General features: G+C 52.2%; 11 protein-coding genes. 10 read left to right on the forward strand and 1 reads right to left on the reverse strand.

The features are described 5' to 3' along the window. Positions 1-62: 62 nt before the first annotated feature. Positions 63-1,376: an MFS transporter gene (locus HZU72_RS07680; protein ID WP_180091235.1), complete on the reverse strand. Its 1,314-nt coding sequence runs from the start codon at positions 1,374-1,376 to the stop codon at positions 63-65. A gap of 135 nt (positions 1,377-1,511) precedes the next feature. Between HZU72_RS07680 and HZU72_RS07685 the strand changes: the two genes are divergently transcribed. The 10 genes from HZU72_RS07685 to HZU72_RS07730 form a co-directional block, all read left to right on the forward strand. After that, a complete protein-coding gene (locus HZU72_RS07685) occupies positions 1,512-1,781 on the forward strand; it encodes an Rdx family protein (RefSeq protein WP_180091236.1) in 270 nt (89 codons plus the stop codon). Next, positions 1,778-2,650 carry a DMT family transporter gene (locus tag HZU72_RS07690; protein ID WP_180091237.1) on the forward strand — a complete coding sequence of 291 codons (873 nt, stop codon included), beginning with the start codon at positions 1,778-1,780 and terminating at the stop codon, positions 2,648-2,650. Before HZU72_RS07685 ends, HZU72_RS07690 begins: the two co-directional genes overlap by 4 nt. A 355-nt stretch (positions 2,651-3,005) precedes the next feature. Beyond that, a complete protein-coding gene (locus HZU72_RS07695; protein ID WP_491385557.1) occupies positions 3,006-4,526 on the forward strand; it encodes a TolC family outer membrane protein in 1,521 nt (506 codons plus the stop codon). Positions 4,527-4,650: 124 nt separating this feature from the next. Then, entirely contained in the window at positions 4,651-6,828 is a 2,178-nt protein-coding gene (locus HZU72_RS07700; protein ID WP_180091239.1) for a type I secretion system permease/ATPase, read from the forward strand. Continuing rightward, the gene (locus HZU72_RS07705; protein WP_180091240.1) at positions 6,828-8,258 is read left to right on the forward strand and encodes an HlyD family type I secretion periplasmic adaptor subunit; all 1,431 of its coding nucleotides are present in this window, start codon (positions 6,828-6,830) and stop codon (positions 8,256-8,258) included. The genes HZU72_RS07700 and HZU72_RS07705 overlap by 1 nt, the downstream gene beginning before the upstream one ends. Further along, the gene (locus tag HZU72_RS07710; protein WP_180091241.1) at positions 8,258-8,890 is read left to right on the forward strand and encodes a response regulator transcription factor; all 633 of its coding nucleotides are present in this window, start codon (positions 8,258-8,260) and stop codon (positions 8,888-8,890) included. Before HZU72_RS07705 ends, HZU72_RS07710 begins: the two co-directional genes overlap by 1 nt. 266 nt (positions 8,891-9,156) lie before the next feature. Next, positions 9,157-12,177: a UDP-N-acetylmuramoyl-tripeptide--D-alanyl-D-alanine ligase gene (locus HZU72_RS07715; RefSeq protein ID WP_235976027.1), complete on the forward strand. Its 3,021-nt coding sequence runs from the start codon at positions 9,157-9,159 to the stop codon at positions 12,175-12,177. 55 nt (positions 12,178-12,232) lie between these two features. Beyond that, positions 12,233-13,189, forward strand: a complete 957-nt coding sequence (locus tag HZU72_RS07720; protein ID WP_235976028.1) for a hypothetical protein — start codon at positions 12,233-12,235, stop codon at positions 13,187-13,189. Then, entirely contained in the window at positions 13,189-15,018 is a 1,830-nt protein-coding gene (locus HZU72_RS07725) for an ABC transporter ATP-binding protein (RefSeq protein WP_180091244.1), read from the forward strand. The genes HZU72_RS07720 and HZU72_RS07725 overlap by 1 nt, the downstream gene beginning before the upstream one ends. 291 nt (positions 15,019-15,309) lie before the next feature. Next, on the forward strand, positions 15,310-17,086 hold a 1,777-nt coding region (locus tag HZU72_RS07730), incomplete at its 3' end, for a retention module-containing protein (RefSeq protein ID WP_180091245.1).

Raw genomic sequence — 17,086 nt, forward strand, 5'->3', positions numbered from 1 at the left:
GATGCTAATGTAGGTAGAGCTCTCGATAGCACGCTTGAATACATGTGGTTACCAGTGGCGCGTCACTCGACTTCAGGTAATTGATGGGTGCTCAGTATGGCCCCCACGGCGGTAGCCGCTAGCATGAGGAGTAATGTGCCGCTACCAAACCACTGAGCAAAGGCGCCAATAAGGCCACCTACAATTAACATTAAGACGCCGGTTAAAGTATTCGAGAGGGCCACGTAAAGCGCACGATTATCTTGGCTGGCCATATCGACGAGATAGGTTTTACGCCCTAAGCGTACACCGTGGTGAACAATCACGAGTAGTGCATAAACCGCCGCATAGGGCCATACACTGTGTGTCCACTCGCCGGGTAACCAAGCTAAACTAGCACCCATTACGCAGCAGATAGCGGTACCGATCGCCGCATCGCGCATCACGCCACGGCTTGACTGATCCGCCCGTTTGCCCCATACCGGGCTAGCCACCATCACGGCCAGCCCCGATACCACAATCAGTATGCCCAGGCCTCCCAGGTCGGTGCCGCTTTGGTTTTGCCCAAGCAGGGCAATGTAGGGCAGGGCGAGTGCACTTGAGAGCAGCAACGCCCTGGCAAGATTGAAGTGTAAAAAAGTACGGTCATCTTTTAACAGCGATAGTCCCAGTTTAATACTGTCCCAGCTGTTTTCACCGCCTTCTATTGCCCCAGGGGTTTCTTCGATGCGTGCGGCGGCAATGGCGTTTATTAGCCACCCGCAGGCCGCTATGGCCAGCAGTATCGCTACCACTAAATGACCGGGTCGGCTCTCAAACAGCATTAGCAGCGCCCCAGCGACCAGCGTTGCACCACCAGCAATGCTGCCGCTCCAGCCCATTAGCGTACCGCGGCGGCGCTTGGCAATGGTTTTGCCCAGCACATCTTTTGTGGCGATTGAGGATAATCCCCGTGCCAGTGAGAGCAGAACTAACGCTGCGAGCACTAACGCTCCTCCCGAGGTGCCGCGGGCGAACAACGTCAGTACGGCAAGCGCTAAGGCAGCTAAGGCTTGGGTCAGCGCGCCGGCCACCCATACCCATTTGCGCTTAGGTTTTAAGCGGATAAACCCCGCTACGAAGATTTGCGGCAGCAGGGCACCCGATTCTCGGATGGGAACCAGCAGACCTACCATCCAGATGGGAGCGCCAATAATGCCCATCAGCCAGGGTAAGACTAAACGCGCGCTCGACAGCTCGTCAGCCAGTTTATTGCCCAAAGAGGCCCATATATGTAGAAAAAAATTACGCGGTTGTTCGTCGCAGGCGCTTTCAGGTATGTCGTCGCACATGCGGCTGTCGTCATCGCCCGTTAGCCACTCATACAGGCGAGTTTGTGAAACATTATGTTCGGCCATTGGGACTCCTTCTTAATCGACCTATCTCAAGCGACCTGTCTCAAGAGAGCTATCTCAAGAGAGCTATCTCAAACCATCTCAAAATGACAGAATATCCTTTTAGAATGCCACATTAACTTGCCTGGGAGATCAGGGATGTCACGTATTCAAATCCGTTATTGCACGCAATGCCAATGGTTGCTGCGCAGTGGTTGGTATGCACAGGAATTGCTCTCAACCTTTGGTGAAGGTTTAAGCGAGGTCTCATTAGCCCCTTCCCATGGCGGTACGTTCGAGATCTGGTTTGATGATCTGCTGTTATGGGAGCGCAAGCGCGATGGCGGTTTCCCAGATATCAAGCTTCTTAAACAGCGTGTACGCGACCAGTTGGAGCCGGATCGCGATTTAGGGCATATCGACCGATGAATCAAGATAGGCAAGCGATCCTGTTTGGGTTAGGGGCCGTCGCATTATGGTCGACGGTGGCTACGGCCTTCAAAGTGGCGCTCGCTTGGATGAGTCCTCTAGAGCTGATGTGGCTCGCAGCGCTTGTTTCCTGGGCACTGATGGGGGCGCTGGTCATCAAGCAGGGAAATATCGCCACAGCGTTGCGCACCGGCTGGAAGACAGCAGCGTGGGCGGGACTTATGAACCCAGTGGCCTATTATTTGGTGCTCTTCGCCGCCTATGACCGCCTCCCAGGGCAAGAGGCGATGGCACTGAATTACACCTGGGCCTTAGCAATGGCGTTTTTGGCTGTGCCTTTGCTCGGGCAGCGCTTAACGCGTATGGATATTGTTGCTGGGCTGGTCGCCTACGCAGGCGTATGGGTGATAGCAACACGAGGCGCGGTTTTTAATGTCTCTTTCGCCGACCCGCTAGGAGTCGTGCTGGCACTCGCTTCGACTCTTCTTTGGGCGTTGTATTGGCTGCTCAATGCGCGGGATAGCCGGCCGCCCCTTGTCGGCCAGTGGCAAAATTTTAGTGTTGGTCTACCTGTGTTGACCCTATTGCTACTACTGGGCCCCGGTTACCAGTGGCACGGTTGGCCTGCCTTTGGCGCTGGTGTGTATGTGGGGCTATTTGAAATGGGGGTGGCCTTCATTCTGTGGCAATTGGCAATGCATAAGGTGTCGCGCACGGCCAAAGTCTCCAACCTGATTTTTCTCTCACCTCCAGTATCGCTGCTGTTACTTTTCCTGGTAGTGGGAGAGCCTATTTTGCCTTCGACGTTGATTGGGCTAGTGCTGATACTGCTGGGGCTCGGGCTGCAACAAGCACAGAAAAACGAATAATTCTGAATTTATTTTGTGTTTTAATGATGTTCTTATTGTAATTTTTTGTGACATTTGGTTTTATGACCTCACGATGAGTAGGAAATTAACTAAATTAGGCTAAGCTCAGCTAATTAAGTTTTACCTACCATGTGTTTACTTCAAAAATTGGGCGCTCGTAGGGACTCAGGCTCACTTAGCGATGAGACTTCGCGAGCTTACGCTTGAAGCAATAGTGCAACATAGCTCAATGGGTCACACGAATAATGAGCTGCGTGCAATGAGTGCCACATCATAGGGAACGCTGACGATGAAAAAAAATGCTGTATCGAGACTAAAAAAAATCTTCTGTCACCATGTTTTTAAGCCGCTGACAGTGACCACGTTAGCTTGTGTCCCGCTTACGGCATTAGCGCAGTCTCTTCCCACTAGCCTCTACGCGCCAGGCGCCACTGATCTCCCCAGCACTATTCAACAAACGATCATTACTAATCCCGATGTAAACGCTGCTTGGGCGAACTTTAGCGCTTCTGGGAGCGATGTTAGAGTCGCAAAGGGTAATTATTTACCTTCGATTGATATCTCTGCAGGTGTAGGTCGGCAAGACCAGCAAAATGATGGGCGCGGCAGCTATAGCAGTGACTTTGCTGAGCTCACGCTCACCCAAATGGTGTTTGATGGATTTGCCACCCGTAGTGAAGTAGAACGTTTGGATCGCACTCGACTGATTGCCTATTTTGAGCTGCTGGGTGCAAGTGAAGAGGTGACGCTTGAAGCTTTTCGAACCTACCTTGATGTGCTTCGCTACCGCGAGATGGTGCGTTTAGCTCAAGATAACTACCGCGAACACCAGCGTGTGTTCTCGCAAATTGAAGAGCGTGCGCTTTCCGGGGCGGGCCGTGGCGTTGACTTAGAGCAAATTAGCGGCCGTTTAGCGTTAGCCGAATCCAACTTGATGACCGAGGCGTCGAACCTTCACGATGTTACGGCTCGCTATCAGCGTATCGTAGGTGAACTTCCTCCTCAGAATATGTCACCTGCACCTAGCTTGGCCGATGAACTGCCCGCTGGTGTCAACCAAGCGATCGAAATGGCATTTGAGGGGAACCCAGAGTTCCATGCCGCGATTGAAAATATTGCTGTGCAACGTGCGGAACAAGAGGCTGCGAAGGCCGCCTTTATGCCCCGCCTGGATATACAGGGACGCACGGGCACCAATAATCAAGACGACTCGATAGCTGGGCGCAGTGATGAGCACAGTATTCAACTGGTTGCCAGCATGAACCTCTATCGCGGTGGTTCTGATAGTGCAGCTTTTGATGCGGCGGCCACGCGCATTGAACAAGCCGTCAATCAGCGCGAAACGGCCTGTACAAACGTACGTCAAACCACGCAAATTGCTTACAACGATACACAGCGTTTGGGTGAACAATTGAGCTATCTGAATGATCATCGCCAATCGATTAACCGGGTTCGTGGGGCTTATCAGCAGCAATTTGATATTGGCCAGCGTACTTTGTTGGACGTGCTTGATAGTGAAAACGAGTATTTCGAGGCCAGCCGAGCCTACGCGAATGCAGAGTTTGACTTAACCTTGGCTCAAGCGCGTACGTTAGCAGCAATGGGGCAACTTATGCACACCCTTGAAGTGGTGCGTGACGATATTCCCACTCTTGACGAATTGGGTTACGGCGACACCACGCTTAGCGCTGAGATGGCTTGTGGAACGGAAGGGCCTCGTGGCTTTAATTTAGAAGATTTTACGCGCGGTATTTCTTCGCTACCCGCTCAGGTTGATATGCTAGCGTCGTCTTATTATGCCGCTAATGAGCAGCCAGTCATGACTTCCCAATATCTGCAATTGGGCCACGAGGATGCGCTGGTCACTAACGGCTAATGTATTTGAATAGTTTGCTGTGCGGAAACAGAGTTATTCGTCGTTTGGCGGCGAAGGATTAGCGGCTTTCGCTAATCATAGGGGAAATAGATGCCTAAATAGGCATTAGGGGAATGAGGTCTCTGTGACACAAACCAAGCTGGAAAGGCCGACCGCTGCAAATGCTAGCGAGCAGCCAGTAGGCGATGAGTTACTCGAATGTTTGAAAGCAGTTGCCTCATTTCATCAGCATGAGGTGTCATCAGAGGCCCTTAGAGCTGGTTTGCCCTTGGAGCAGGGCATGCTAACGCCTTCCGTATTTGGTAGGGCTGCCGCCCGTGCTGGACTGACGGCGCGGATTGTTAAAAGTAAGCTGTCGGCGCTTAACCCAGCACTCTTTCCCGCTATTCTATTGTTGGAACCAGGTAGGGCGTGCGTGCTGTTGGGGATTGATCTCAAACAACAAAAAGCGAACGTCATTTTTCCTGAACTATCTGAATCAAACGTTGAACTGCCCCTGGAAGAGCTCTACGCGGGCTATAGCGGCGAAGCTATTTATGTTCGTCCTAAGTTTCTAGCGGATAACGCGTCTGAGCCAGGCGTCAAGAAACGCCGCGACCAGCACTGGTTTTGGGGCGTCATTCGCGAAAACAGACCTCTCTATCGCGATATCGTGTTGGGGTCGGTGGCGATCAATGTGTTCGCCATCGCCATGCCGCTGTTCGTGCTTAACGTCTATGACCGAGTAGTGCCCAATCAGGCAACGGAAACGCTATGGGTGCTCGCGATAGGCATCTTCATAGTGCTGTGCTTTGATTTGGTACTCAGGCTCATGCGCAGCAGCTTTGTCGACTTAGCCGCTAGCCGGGCGGACGTGAAGCTCTCTTCCTCTATTATGGCCAAAGCATTGGGCCTGCGTTTAGAAGAGCGCCCTGCATCAACCGGGTCGTTCACCTCGACGCTCCAGTCTTTTGAGTCGGTACGCGCGTTTATTGGCTCTGCGACCATTCTGGGGATTGTCGATCTTCCGTTTGTACTGATGTTTGCGGCGATTATCGCGCTGATTAATCCCTGGCTAGTGCTGCCGGTATTGGTGGGCATCGTATTTGTGTTGCTCTACGCGCTGGCTGCTCAGGGTAAGCTTCATGAACTTTCTCAAACTACCTGGGAAGTCGGCGCACAGCGCAACTCACTGTTGGTGGAGTCGATTTCCCAATTAGAAAATGTTAAGGCCCTGCGGGCTGAAAGTCGTATCCAGCGCCACTGGGAAAAATCGTCAGCCTTCCTTTCCCGTACCGGAGCGCAGCTACGAATGGTCAGTACGTCAGTGTCCAACGTAGCTCAGTGGGCGCAGCACAGCGTGGCGGTGTGCGTCATTATCGTAGGTGTATATCAAATCATCGAAGGCAACCTCACCCAGGGCGGGTTGATTGCCGCTTATATGCTCTCTTCCCGGGCAATGGCACCTATAAGTCAGGCTGCAGCGTTGCTGGCGCAATATCATCAATCCTCCACGGCGCTTGAGTCACTCAACGCAGTAATGGATAAGAAAGTAGAGCGCCATGAAGGCAAGGCTTATGTAGAAAAGCCCAGCTTCGCTGGCAATATACGCCTTGAGAAAGTCACTCTTCGTTACCCCAATGAAGAGCGCGAGGCGCTGAGGGATGTATCGATAACTGTCAAAGCCGGTGAGAAAGTTGCGCTACTTGGCCGCATTGGTTGCGGTAAATCTTCATTAAACAAGCTAGTGCTAGGGTTTTATCAGCCAACCTCGGGTGCAGTGCTGGTTGATAACGTGGATATTCGCCAATTAGACCCACTGCAGCTGCGCCGGCATATTGGCTATGTTCCCCAAGACGTTAGTCTGTTTTCAGGATCTCTGCGGGACAATATTGTGGCGGGTGGCGGTAGCGACCGCGTGGATGATGAGGCGTTGCTTAGAGCGATTGACTTGGCAGGCCTAGAGTCATTCGTCAACAACCATCCACATGGCGTGGATTTGCAAGTAGGTGAACGCGGCCAAGCACTATCCGGCGGGCAAAAACAGTCTGTTGCCATCGCCCGTGCGTTGGTGCAGGATCCGCCTATTTTGCTGTTAGATGAACCGACTAGCTCTATGGATAATGCTAGCGAAGAAGCGTTTAAAGCCAACCTGAAAAACGTGGCTGCTGGCAAAACCATCTTAGTGGTCACCCACCGCACCTCGCTCCTCTCATTGGTCGACCGAATTATTGTCATGGATTCCGGCAAGGTCGTGGCGGATGGCCCGCGGGATACCGTGGTAGAGGCATTGCGTAAAGGCCAGATCGGGAGAGCATCGTAATGGCGCGTAAACCCTCTTCCACTACCGAGCAAAAAGGCTTTGACGCGATTGGCCGTTTCTCAGAAAAAGGCCAAAAACCATTTCGCCCTTTTATGGATCGGTTGTTTGCCAAGCGTGTGACCTCTGCCCACCTAAACCGCGATTGGGCAAGCGATACCGACTGGGCGCGTATGCAGCAGGAGCCCATTCGTGCACGGTTATTCCTCTATACCGTCCTGCTCACTGTGGTTGCGTTGTTAGTGTGGGCGTATTTCGCTTCTATCGATGAAGTAACCCGTGGGGCAGGGCGAGTGATTCCTGCTAGCCAGCTACAGCGTATCCAGTCTTTTGATGGCGGTGTTGTTGAGCAGATATTTATTCGCGAAGGACAGATCGTCGATGCAGGCCAAGTGCTGATGCAGATCGACCCAACACGCTTTATCTCTGATTTTCGTGAAAACCGTGCCCAGCGTTATGCGCTTCAAGCGCGTGCTGAAAGGCTACGTGCGCTAGCAACGGGCACTGCGTTTGAGCCTTCCGAAGAGCTCCGTCAAGAAGTGCCTGACATTGTGATGCAGGAGCGCGAGGTTTATGAAAGTCGTCGCGAAGAGCTGCGCGAACAAGAAAATGTGCTTAATGACCGCATTCGTCAGCGTCAGGAAGAGCTGCGAGAAGCACAAGCTCGACGTGATACGGCCCAGCGTGAAGTCAATATGGCCAGTCAAGAGCTTAATTTGACGCGCCCGCTGCTGGCTTCTGGGGCTGTGTCTGAAGTAGAGGTGTTGCGGTTACAGAGAGATGTATCCAGTGCCACAGGGGAGCGTAACCAGGCAGATGCCGCTGTTTCACGTTTAGAGGCTGGAGTGGAAGAAGCCGAGGGGCAACTGCTGGAGCTGGGCGCAGAACGTCGGAGTGAATGGCGAAATGATCTCGCTCAAACGTTGGGCGACTTAAATGCATTGCAACAATCGGGAACTGGTTTGCAAGATAGGGTACGGCTGACAGAAATTCGCTCACCGGTTGATGGTATTGTTCAGCGCATACACATCAACACCATAGGTGGTGTTGCTCAGCCAGGGGAAGAGGTTGTTGAAATCGTGCCTACGGACGACCAACTGCTGGTTGAGGCGCGCATCGCCCCGCAAGATATCGCCTTTTTGCATCCAGGGCAGCCTGCGACTATCAAACTGACGGCCTATGACTATGCCATTTATGGTGGCTTACAGGCCGAGCTTGAGCGTATTAGTGCCGATACCATTACTGATGATGACGGTAATACCTTCTATCAAGTGCGGGTGCGCAGTTTAGAAAACGAAAATGTCGCCGATAGACTACAAGTAATTCCCGGCATGACGGCGCAAGTGGACATAGTAACGGGCAAGCGAACAGTGATGCAGTTCATGCTGAAACCTGTCTTAAGAGCGTGGCGTGATTCCATGGGGGAACGCTGATGAAGCATTGGTTCATTACAACGGACGGAAACTTAAAAGCGCGATGGAAAAAAGCGTTTCCCGAAATGGTAGCCTCCAAACCTGATGTATTTGTTGGTAAAACACAACCAGATGATGTGATTTGGCTGTCTACGACGGTGGAAGGGTGGTCAGAGCTTATCGGTGCTGTAACTTCCAAGGGAGCTATTGTCGTTGTGCTAAGTTATTCGCCGGATGACCGTGAAGCGTTAAGGTCACTGGATCTGGGGGCGCGGGGATATGTTCATACGCTTGCTGCGCCCGAGGTGCTTAAGCAGGTGGCATTGGTGGTTACTAACCAAGGCGTGTGGGTTGGGCAAGAGCTGCTTGCTAAAGTGCTTGGAGGCTCTTTTAAAGCGCTTCAGCAAAGGGCTGAAGGTGGCGATACTGTCAATACAGCGCCGCTTGAGGGCTTAACCGACCGCGAGCGTGGCGTTGCACTGGCTGTGGTGCGCGGCGCTACAAATAAAGAAGTCGCGCGTCAGTTAGATATTACTGAACGGACAGTAAAAGCGCATCTTAGCGCTATTTTCAAAAAGTTGGCTGTTCGAGACCGCTTACAGCTTATTTTGAAGCTAGCATCGATTGTGGAACGTGTTCCAGAACGCTTTTAATGTTTATAGCTTAGCGCGAGCGGTGCCTCGCTGTGTTTCAGCACTTATTCGTTTAATTTCTGCCCCAATATTAGCCTTCTTTACTGAGCAACTTAATGCCGGGTATTAAAGATTCTTCACTGCATTGCTCGCCTCCATCAAGTAAGCCGAGTGCTGAACATTCTGCCCGAGCGGTTGAAATCTCCCATGTATTGGAAAGCCTGGGCGACACTGTGATGCCTATGTGGTTGGCCAGACACACCCAGCTTGCGGAATTTTCGCAAGTAATGTTGATTTCAGTAAGCGATGGCTATGAACGTGCCCAAGTCACGTCTGTGCTACTTGATTTGAGCAGCTTGCAGGAAGGCAACTGGGCGGCGTTATTACCCACTTTGAAGCAAGCATTGTCACGACTGGAGCGAAAGTTCTCCCATCCTTTGGTGTGGTGTCGTTTGGAATGGCCTTTTGCCGTACGAGAGTGGCAGTGGCAGACGTTAAAACAGGAGATGAAGCGCTATAAACGCAGCTATTTTCGCAGCGGCCTAGCATTTATTGGTAAAAGATCCCCGCATCTTTTGTTGTCTGAGATGGAGCTAAACGCCAATGCCTGTTTATACGCAGGCGGGCACGTTGAGCATGCTGAAGTTAACCAACATCACCTTGAGTGCTACATAAAGGCCCGTCATGGCTCAAGCCAGATGCCTGACTTCGCCGATAATATGCCGGTGTGGAGTTTTTCCACTACCGGCATATTTGTGGATGTTAGCGCTGAGACAGCAAGTGTACATGCGCTGGATACCCGACCTAGGCGCTGGGGTAGGCGGGAGGTGCCACCGCTGACAGTGGCTTCCACTGGGGAGCTGATAGCCCGTTCGACACGCTTTTTAGGCAAACAGGTTGGCCAGGATGGTCGCTATGTATATGGCTATTTTCCTTGTTTTGACCGCCGCATTGATACTTACAATGTGTTACGCCACGCCAGCAGTACTTATGCTTTATTGGAGGGGTATGAGGCTTGTGCAGATCAACTGCTTTTAAGTGATGAGCAGCTTGAACTGGTGCGCCAACAGATATCTTGGGCGCTTTCGGGTTTATGTTCCGAGTTTGTTGTTCATCGCCAAGGGGCAGCCTATGTGGTGGACATGGGCGATATCATTAAGTTGGGGGCCAATGCGGTCGCCATTCTTGCGTTGCTGAAGTATCACCAAGTCATGGGGGATGATCGTTATGCTGATTTGGTGGACGCGCTGGCGCTAGGGATTTTAAGAATGCAGGAAGTCGACGGTAGCTTCGTGCATGTACTCAATGCTGCGGATTTGTCGGTTAAGGAAAAGACACGGATAATTTATTACGATGGTGAAGCCGCCTTTGCTCTGATGCGGCTTTACGACCATACCCGCAATAGTCTCTGGCTGGATTGCGTGGTCAAAGCGTTTGACTATTTTATCGCCAACGGGCACGAAAAGGCCCATGACCATTGGCTTGCTTATTGCTCAAATGAATTAGTGATGCATTGTCCAGAGCGACAATATTTCGCGTTTGCGGTGCGCAATATCGCGGGCTATGTCGATTTTATTCGCGACCGGGTGACCACTTTTCCAACGCTGCTTGAACTGTCAATGGCGTTTCACAAGACACTGCTCAAGTTGGAGACCCGACCTGATTTAGCCGATGTGCTGAACGGTTTCGATGTCAATGCGTTTTATCAGGCACTGCACACTAGAGCGAACTATCTTTTGAATGGTTTTTTCTGGCCGGAAGTCGCAATGTACTTTAAGGCACCTGCTACTGTCGTGGATGGTTTTTTTATTCGCCATCACGGTTTTCGCGTAAGGATTGACGATGTAGAGCACTACCTTTCAGGGCTGGTGGCCTATCAGCAACTTTTGTGTAAGGGTAAATATCCCAGTATCAAGCCACCGTTAGAAAATAAGCTTGATGCTGAGGCTATGGCTTCGACAACTGGAGGAGCATGGATAGTAGTACCGCCTGATGAATGGCTGGCGGGTGGGTTATGCTGCTGGCCGAAATCCTTTCAACCTGGGCAAGTGGTTGTCGCTCGGGGAAAGAGCATGAGTAAAGGTTTTTTGCCATTCGCGGCAGTGAAATCACTGGTGGCTAAAGGTGCTTCAGCAGTGCTTTGTGATGATGGCGAGGTATATCGTGATATCGGCGTGCCCGTGTTAAAGGTACATGATATTCGTGCAGCAACACTGGCCATAGGGCAGTGGCAACGGCGTTGCTATGCTGGTCGCGTCATTGGTATTACCGGAAGCGCAGGCAAAACAACAGCAGTGGCGATGCTAGCCCATGCGCTTAGCTACACCGGTTCAGTAGGGCAAACGCAAGGCAGTGCCAACCTGCCGATTGGTATTGCCTGGAATATCGCTTCAATGCCGCAAGAAGCGCCGTACTGGGTTGTCGAAATGGCCATCGGCTCCATGACCCGGAATACGGATATTGTTCGCCCTGATATCGCCATCGTTACGAATATCGCTGCGTCGCACCTGGAATATCACCACTCATTGGACGAAATTGCCCGCAAGAAAGCGCTTATTTTTCAAGGCATGCCACCCAATGGGGTTGCCATTCTCTATCGTGATATGCCGCAGTATGCTTATCTTGCGGAGCAAGCAAGGAGCTACCACCTAAAAGTAGTCAGCTTTGGCGAGCATGCTGACGCTGACATACGCATACTTGAGTTTGCAGGCAATAGTGGACGCATTACGTTTGATGGCGCTTCGTATGAAGTATACATGGGCGCCGCTGGGCGCCATATGCTGCTTAACGCCGTGGCCGTGCTGGCAGTGGCCAGGCACGATAACCTCCCTTTAGACACCGTTATGGCCCGCCTAGCCTCTTTTCAGGCTGTGGCAGGGCGGGGAGAGGTGCGAGCCATTGATTACCACGGAGTGGCGATCACTGTGTACGATGAAGCCTATAATGCCAATCCGCTATCGATGCGTATGGCACTGGAAGCTTTCTCCGCTCTACCTGTAGATGTGGAGCACAAACTATTGATTATCGGCGATATGCTGGAGCTTGGCTCAGAATCAGAGGCGTTGCACCTGGAGCTTGTTCCCATACTTGCCGCGCTATCGGCCAGGCGAATACTGCTGTGCGGACAACATTGCCAAGCGTTAGCGCCACTATTGGGAGGGGTGGCCGCCGGAGTGTTTCATTTCTCGGATGTCAAAGCGCTTGAAGCAGCATTGTCTGACCATCTGATGTCGCAGGATCGTGTACTTGTTAAGGCATCTCATGGTATTGGGTTACACACGCTTTTTTCACACCTGACCCGTGGATAAACACTTATCGCCAATCCGGCACTGGTGGGGCGCTCTGCTATTGCTTTGTGCAACGATGGGGAAGCTAACGCTTGCTGTTGCTCAGCCGCAGCCCGAAGCTGGTGAATGCTACTACCTGCAACGTGATGGATCGCTTGAGGAGTTAGCAAATGATCCGAATCCTGCGAAGGGTGTTGATGGCATTCACTTCTTTGTCGAGAGCCCTGACCAGAGTGAGGCGCTTAACGCCGTGCAACTTGAAGACTTGGAGCTTCAGTTGGCGGCTGCCGATGCGCTTTATCGCGACGTGCTGGGGCTCACACCACCTTTGCTCATGCCACGCTATCAGCGTGCGCACTTCATTATGGTGATTTTACGAGCTGTCCATACACGTGGCGGGCAGGCTTATGACGAAGTTGTACGCAGCGCTGCCTCGCCAGATTGTCATATTCGCATGGCTCTGGGTGGGCATGTGAATGCAGCACGGAGCTTAACGCCTGCACATGAACTGTTTCATCTATACCAAAACGCACACATGATGTTCAAGCAAGGTTGGGTGCATGAAGGGTTAGCTCGCTGGTCGGAATCGCTATTGAGAGGGAACGTGCAAGAAGGGTCTCCCTTGCCCGCGAGTGACGAGGCGCTTGAGAGGGTGATGCAAGAGAGCTATGGCGCAGCGCCATTTTGGCAGCGACTGTTTTACCTGCTTGATCCTCAAGCAAATGTATCCATCCCTGATGTGCTTCGAGGTAAACGCTATCACGATGGTAGCCAGGTAGTGGCAGTGACCAAGTTTTATGGGAGCGCCTTTCTGCCACTGCTATTCTCTTCACTAAACGAGACCGGGGAGGCCCTTGCGAAACAAGAACAATGGCCAGTGTACGGCTGGGCAGAGGCAGAGCAGAGCAGTCTGCGCCACAATGAGGTCATCCTATCTGCAGTGCATCATGCAGTTTCAACGTATATGCCGGTAGCAGATCAGCCGGAAGAGTTACGCGTATTCATGCAACTTATCGAGCCAATGACTGATTGATGAGCAATTTGGTGACTGAAACGAATGAGATCCATGGCGATCAGGTTCGTGACTTAATGATGGCGCTGGCCCGTGAGGTGCTGTGGCCATTTCGGTGGCGGGTGGCCACTATCCTCTTGATGCAGATCGCCACTCAAGTCATGCTGTTGGCAAGCCTAGTGCTCCCCTGGCAACTGCTCCAAATGTTGATAACCGGCCGTAGTCGCATCGACGGATGGATCCCCGGAGCGGATGCTAACAGTGAAAAAATAGCGGTTCTGATCGCATTGGCAGTCCTCTGTTTTTGCGCCTATGCCTTGCTCAAATGGCTGGTTAAAAAAGCCATTGCCAGCTTTTCCGCTTCAATACTGCAGCGCTTGAATAAAACTCGGTTAGTTGCCAACCATCGATTACTTGGTAAACGTGTACTGGGTGTTGTGTTAGGCGCCTTATCATCAGCTGTGATTGCCATACTGTTCTGTCTGATGATCGCTCTTCTACATCCTCTGCTAGCACTATTGGCTGTTTTATGTGTGCTTGGGTTGGTGTTGGTGGTTGCCTTTTACTACCGGTTTGAAAGGGTGCAAAAAATCCAGGATATGTTGCAAGGCAACGTTCTCACAGTGATCAATATCAGTTTTGTCCTAGGTTTTCTGATCATCGTGCTGGATTATCTTAATGGCACTATGCGGCCGCTGTTGACGCTATTTATATTGCTGCTGGGTATGCGCCAATTAATGGCAGCGAGTGTTAATGGGCTAGTAAGTTTTTTGAGCATTATCAAGTTTTTCCAGCAGATTAACATGCTGCTTTTGCCGCGCTCTCAACAAATATCCCTCTTTTCAACCACGGATTTTGTTCAACGCTTTGAACAAGGGAAGCTCAAACAGTGGTTGTTACCGTGGCTGGTTGAACGTAACCACTGTAACAGCGACATTGAGATTTTACAGTGCCGCCTGATTCATGGGCGAGCAATAGCGCAAGTATTGATTCGTGATACTGATATCAACGGCGTCTCAAGTTATTTGTTGCTCAAGTGTTATGTCTCTGCGCGAGAAAATGAAGCCCTGCATGAAACTGCGCTGTTGAGCGAAGTAAATGGCTATTACCATGGCGTTATTCCCACTGTGCCTATTTTGCTGGAGAGTGGTAGTTTGCCGTGGTGCTCTTTTGTATTGTTGGAGATAGGCGACCAACTTCCTCAGTGGAAAAACTCAGAAGAACGAAAACCCTGGATGAGTGAGCTGCGTCAATGCCTGCTTTATGTCCCTTTGCCTAACCGGCTTATTACGCAATACACAGCGACTTTTGCCTCTTTACCCGAACGCATGAAGAAAATAGACGCTTCGCATTTTGCGTATTTGACCCAAGGTGATAAAGAAAACTTTCAAGTCGAACATTTTATGCGCTTATGGCCACTTATAGTGGCTGATGTGGAAAGAATACCCAAGAGCCTGACGGTGCAAAATCCGAGTAGCGCACGTATGGCCAATATAGGTGGCCATATGCTTCTGATGGACTGGTTTGGCTGGGTATATGACACGATTGGGGCATACTGGCCATTATCTGCAAAACTGCATGCCGAAGTGCTTGAAGTGATTGGCAGTCAGTGGGAAGACTCAAGTGCTCAACACCACTGGTCTGAGTTTGATACCCCGGTCACTGCTGCGAACTACGTTGCATTGGCTGCACGCGCGCACGAATTTTGTCAGCGTTGTAATGCTAATAACGATTCTGGTGCGCTTAATATGATTGCTGGTCTTATTAAAGCTTATGATTCAATAAAGCATAGCCATTCATCTTCTACTTCGCGACGTGATATTGCCAGCTTGCACCATGCTGTGAATTAGGAGCAAGCGCAGCTGCTGCTCATTTGCCACTATATCAGCCTCTTTGATCATCAGGCGTTAGCTATTGCTGCTCTTTTGATCAGTAATAGGATGCAAGTACTTTCCTGCCACAGCAGTCGCGAACCGCATCGACACGCTCATCCAATTATTTTGTCCGTATTGTCCACCGGTACAATATGCAACTGTCTTAATCAAGACTAGCCTTGTTCCAAAATGCCGCTAATAGCCATTTTCAAAGGGGCTTGGTAAAGCGGCGACCTCTTTAATTGAATGGTGGGTGGAGAACAGCACATGGCAACGGCAACGGTTACAGCGATTTCAGGTCAGGCATGGGCACGTGACGAAGACGGCAACCTGCGCGAATTAAGCATTGGCGATGTTCTTCAGGAAGGCGAAACACTCATCACATCAGCGGATGGTCGTGTGGAGCTAGACTTTGCCGACGGAACCGGCGCTAACGTTGTCGAGGGTGGCCAAGAAGTTGCTGTTACTCCCGAGCTTGATGTTGACGCGATTGTAGCCACAGATGCCAGCGCCCAAGACGATGATCTTGAAGCGCTACTTGCCGCACTTGACGACGAAGAAGGCGATCTCCTCGATCTTCTTGACGCGACTGCTGCCGGTGGTGGTGCCGGCGGCGGTGGTGGCGGTAGCGATTTCGTTCGCGTTGCACGTATTGCTGAAGAAACCGACCCATTAAGTTTCGAGACTGAAGGTGGTCTAGAGGGTGCTGAGTTTGTTGAGTTTGATGGTGTTTCGCTAGCTGCCGACGCCGACGCCGACGCCGACGCCGACGCCGACGCCGACGCCGACGCCGATGCTGATGCTGATGCCGATGCCGATGCGGACGCTGATGCTGATGCGGACGCTGATGCTGATGCTGATGCTGATGCCGATGCCGATGCCGATGCCGATGCCGATGCTGATGCGGACGCCGATGCTGATGCCGATGCGGACGCTGATGCGGACGCTGATGCGGACGCTGATGCGGACGCTGATGCGGACGCTGATGCTGATGCGGACGCTGATGCGGACGCTGATGCGGACGCTGATGCTGATGCTGATGCGGACGCCGATGCTGATGCCGATGCGGACGCTGATGCTGATGCTGATGCTGATGCTGATGCTGATGCCGATGCTGATGCCGATGCTGATGCTGATGCTGATGCTGATGCTGATGCAGACGCCGATGCGGACGCTGATGCTGATGCTGATGCTGATGCCGATGCCGATGCCGATGCAGATGCCGATGCTGATGCGGACGCCGATGCTGATGCCGATGCGGACGCTGATGCGGACGCTGATGCGGACGCTGATGCGGACGCTGATGCGGACGCTGATGCTGATGCGGACGCTGATGCGGACGCTGATGCGGACGCTGATGCTGATGCTGATGCGGACGCCGATGCTGATGCCGATGCGGACGCTGATGCTGATGCTGATGCTGATGCTGATGCTGATGCCGATGCTGATGCCGATGCTGATGCTGATGCTGATGCTGATGCTGATGCAGATGCTGATGCGGACGCTGATGCTGATGCTGATGCTGATGCCGATGCCGATGCCGATGCCGATGCCGATGCTGATGCGGACGCCGATGCTGATGCCGATGCGGACGCTGATGCGGACGCTGATGCGGACGCTGATGCGGACGCTGATGCGGACGCTGATGCTGATGCGGACGCTGATGCGGACGCTGATGCGGACGCTGATGCTGATGCTGATGCGGACGCCGATGCTGATGCCGATGCGGACGCTGATGCTGATGCTGATGCTGATGCTGATGCTGATGCCGATGCTGATGCCGATGCTGATGCTGATGCTGATGCTGATGCTGATGCAGATGCCGATGCCGATGCCGATGCGGACGCTGATGCAGACGCCGATGCTGATGCTGATGCTGATGCTGATGCTGATGCCGATGCAGACGCTGATGCGGACGCTGATGCTGATGCTGATGCCGATGCGGACGCTGATGCGGACGCTGATGCAGACGCCGATGCAGATGCCGACGCAGATGCTGACGCCGATTTAGAAGCCACCATCACCATCGACACCATCGCCGGTG

Source organism: Vreelandella sedimenti (assembly GCF_013416325.1).
Lineage (GTDB): Bacteria > Pseudomonadota > Gammaproteobacteria > Pseudomonadales > Halomonadaceae > Vreelandella > Vreelandella sedimenti.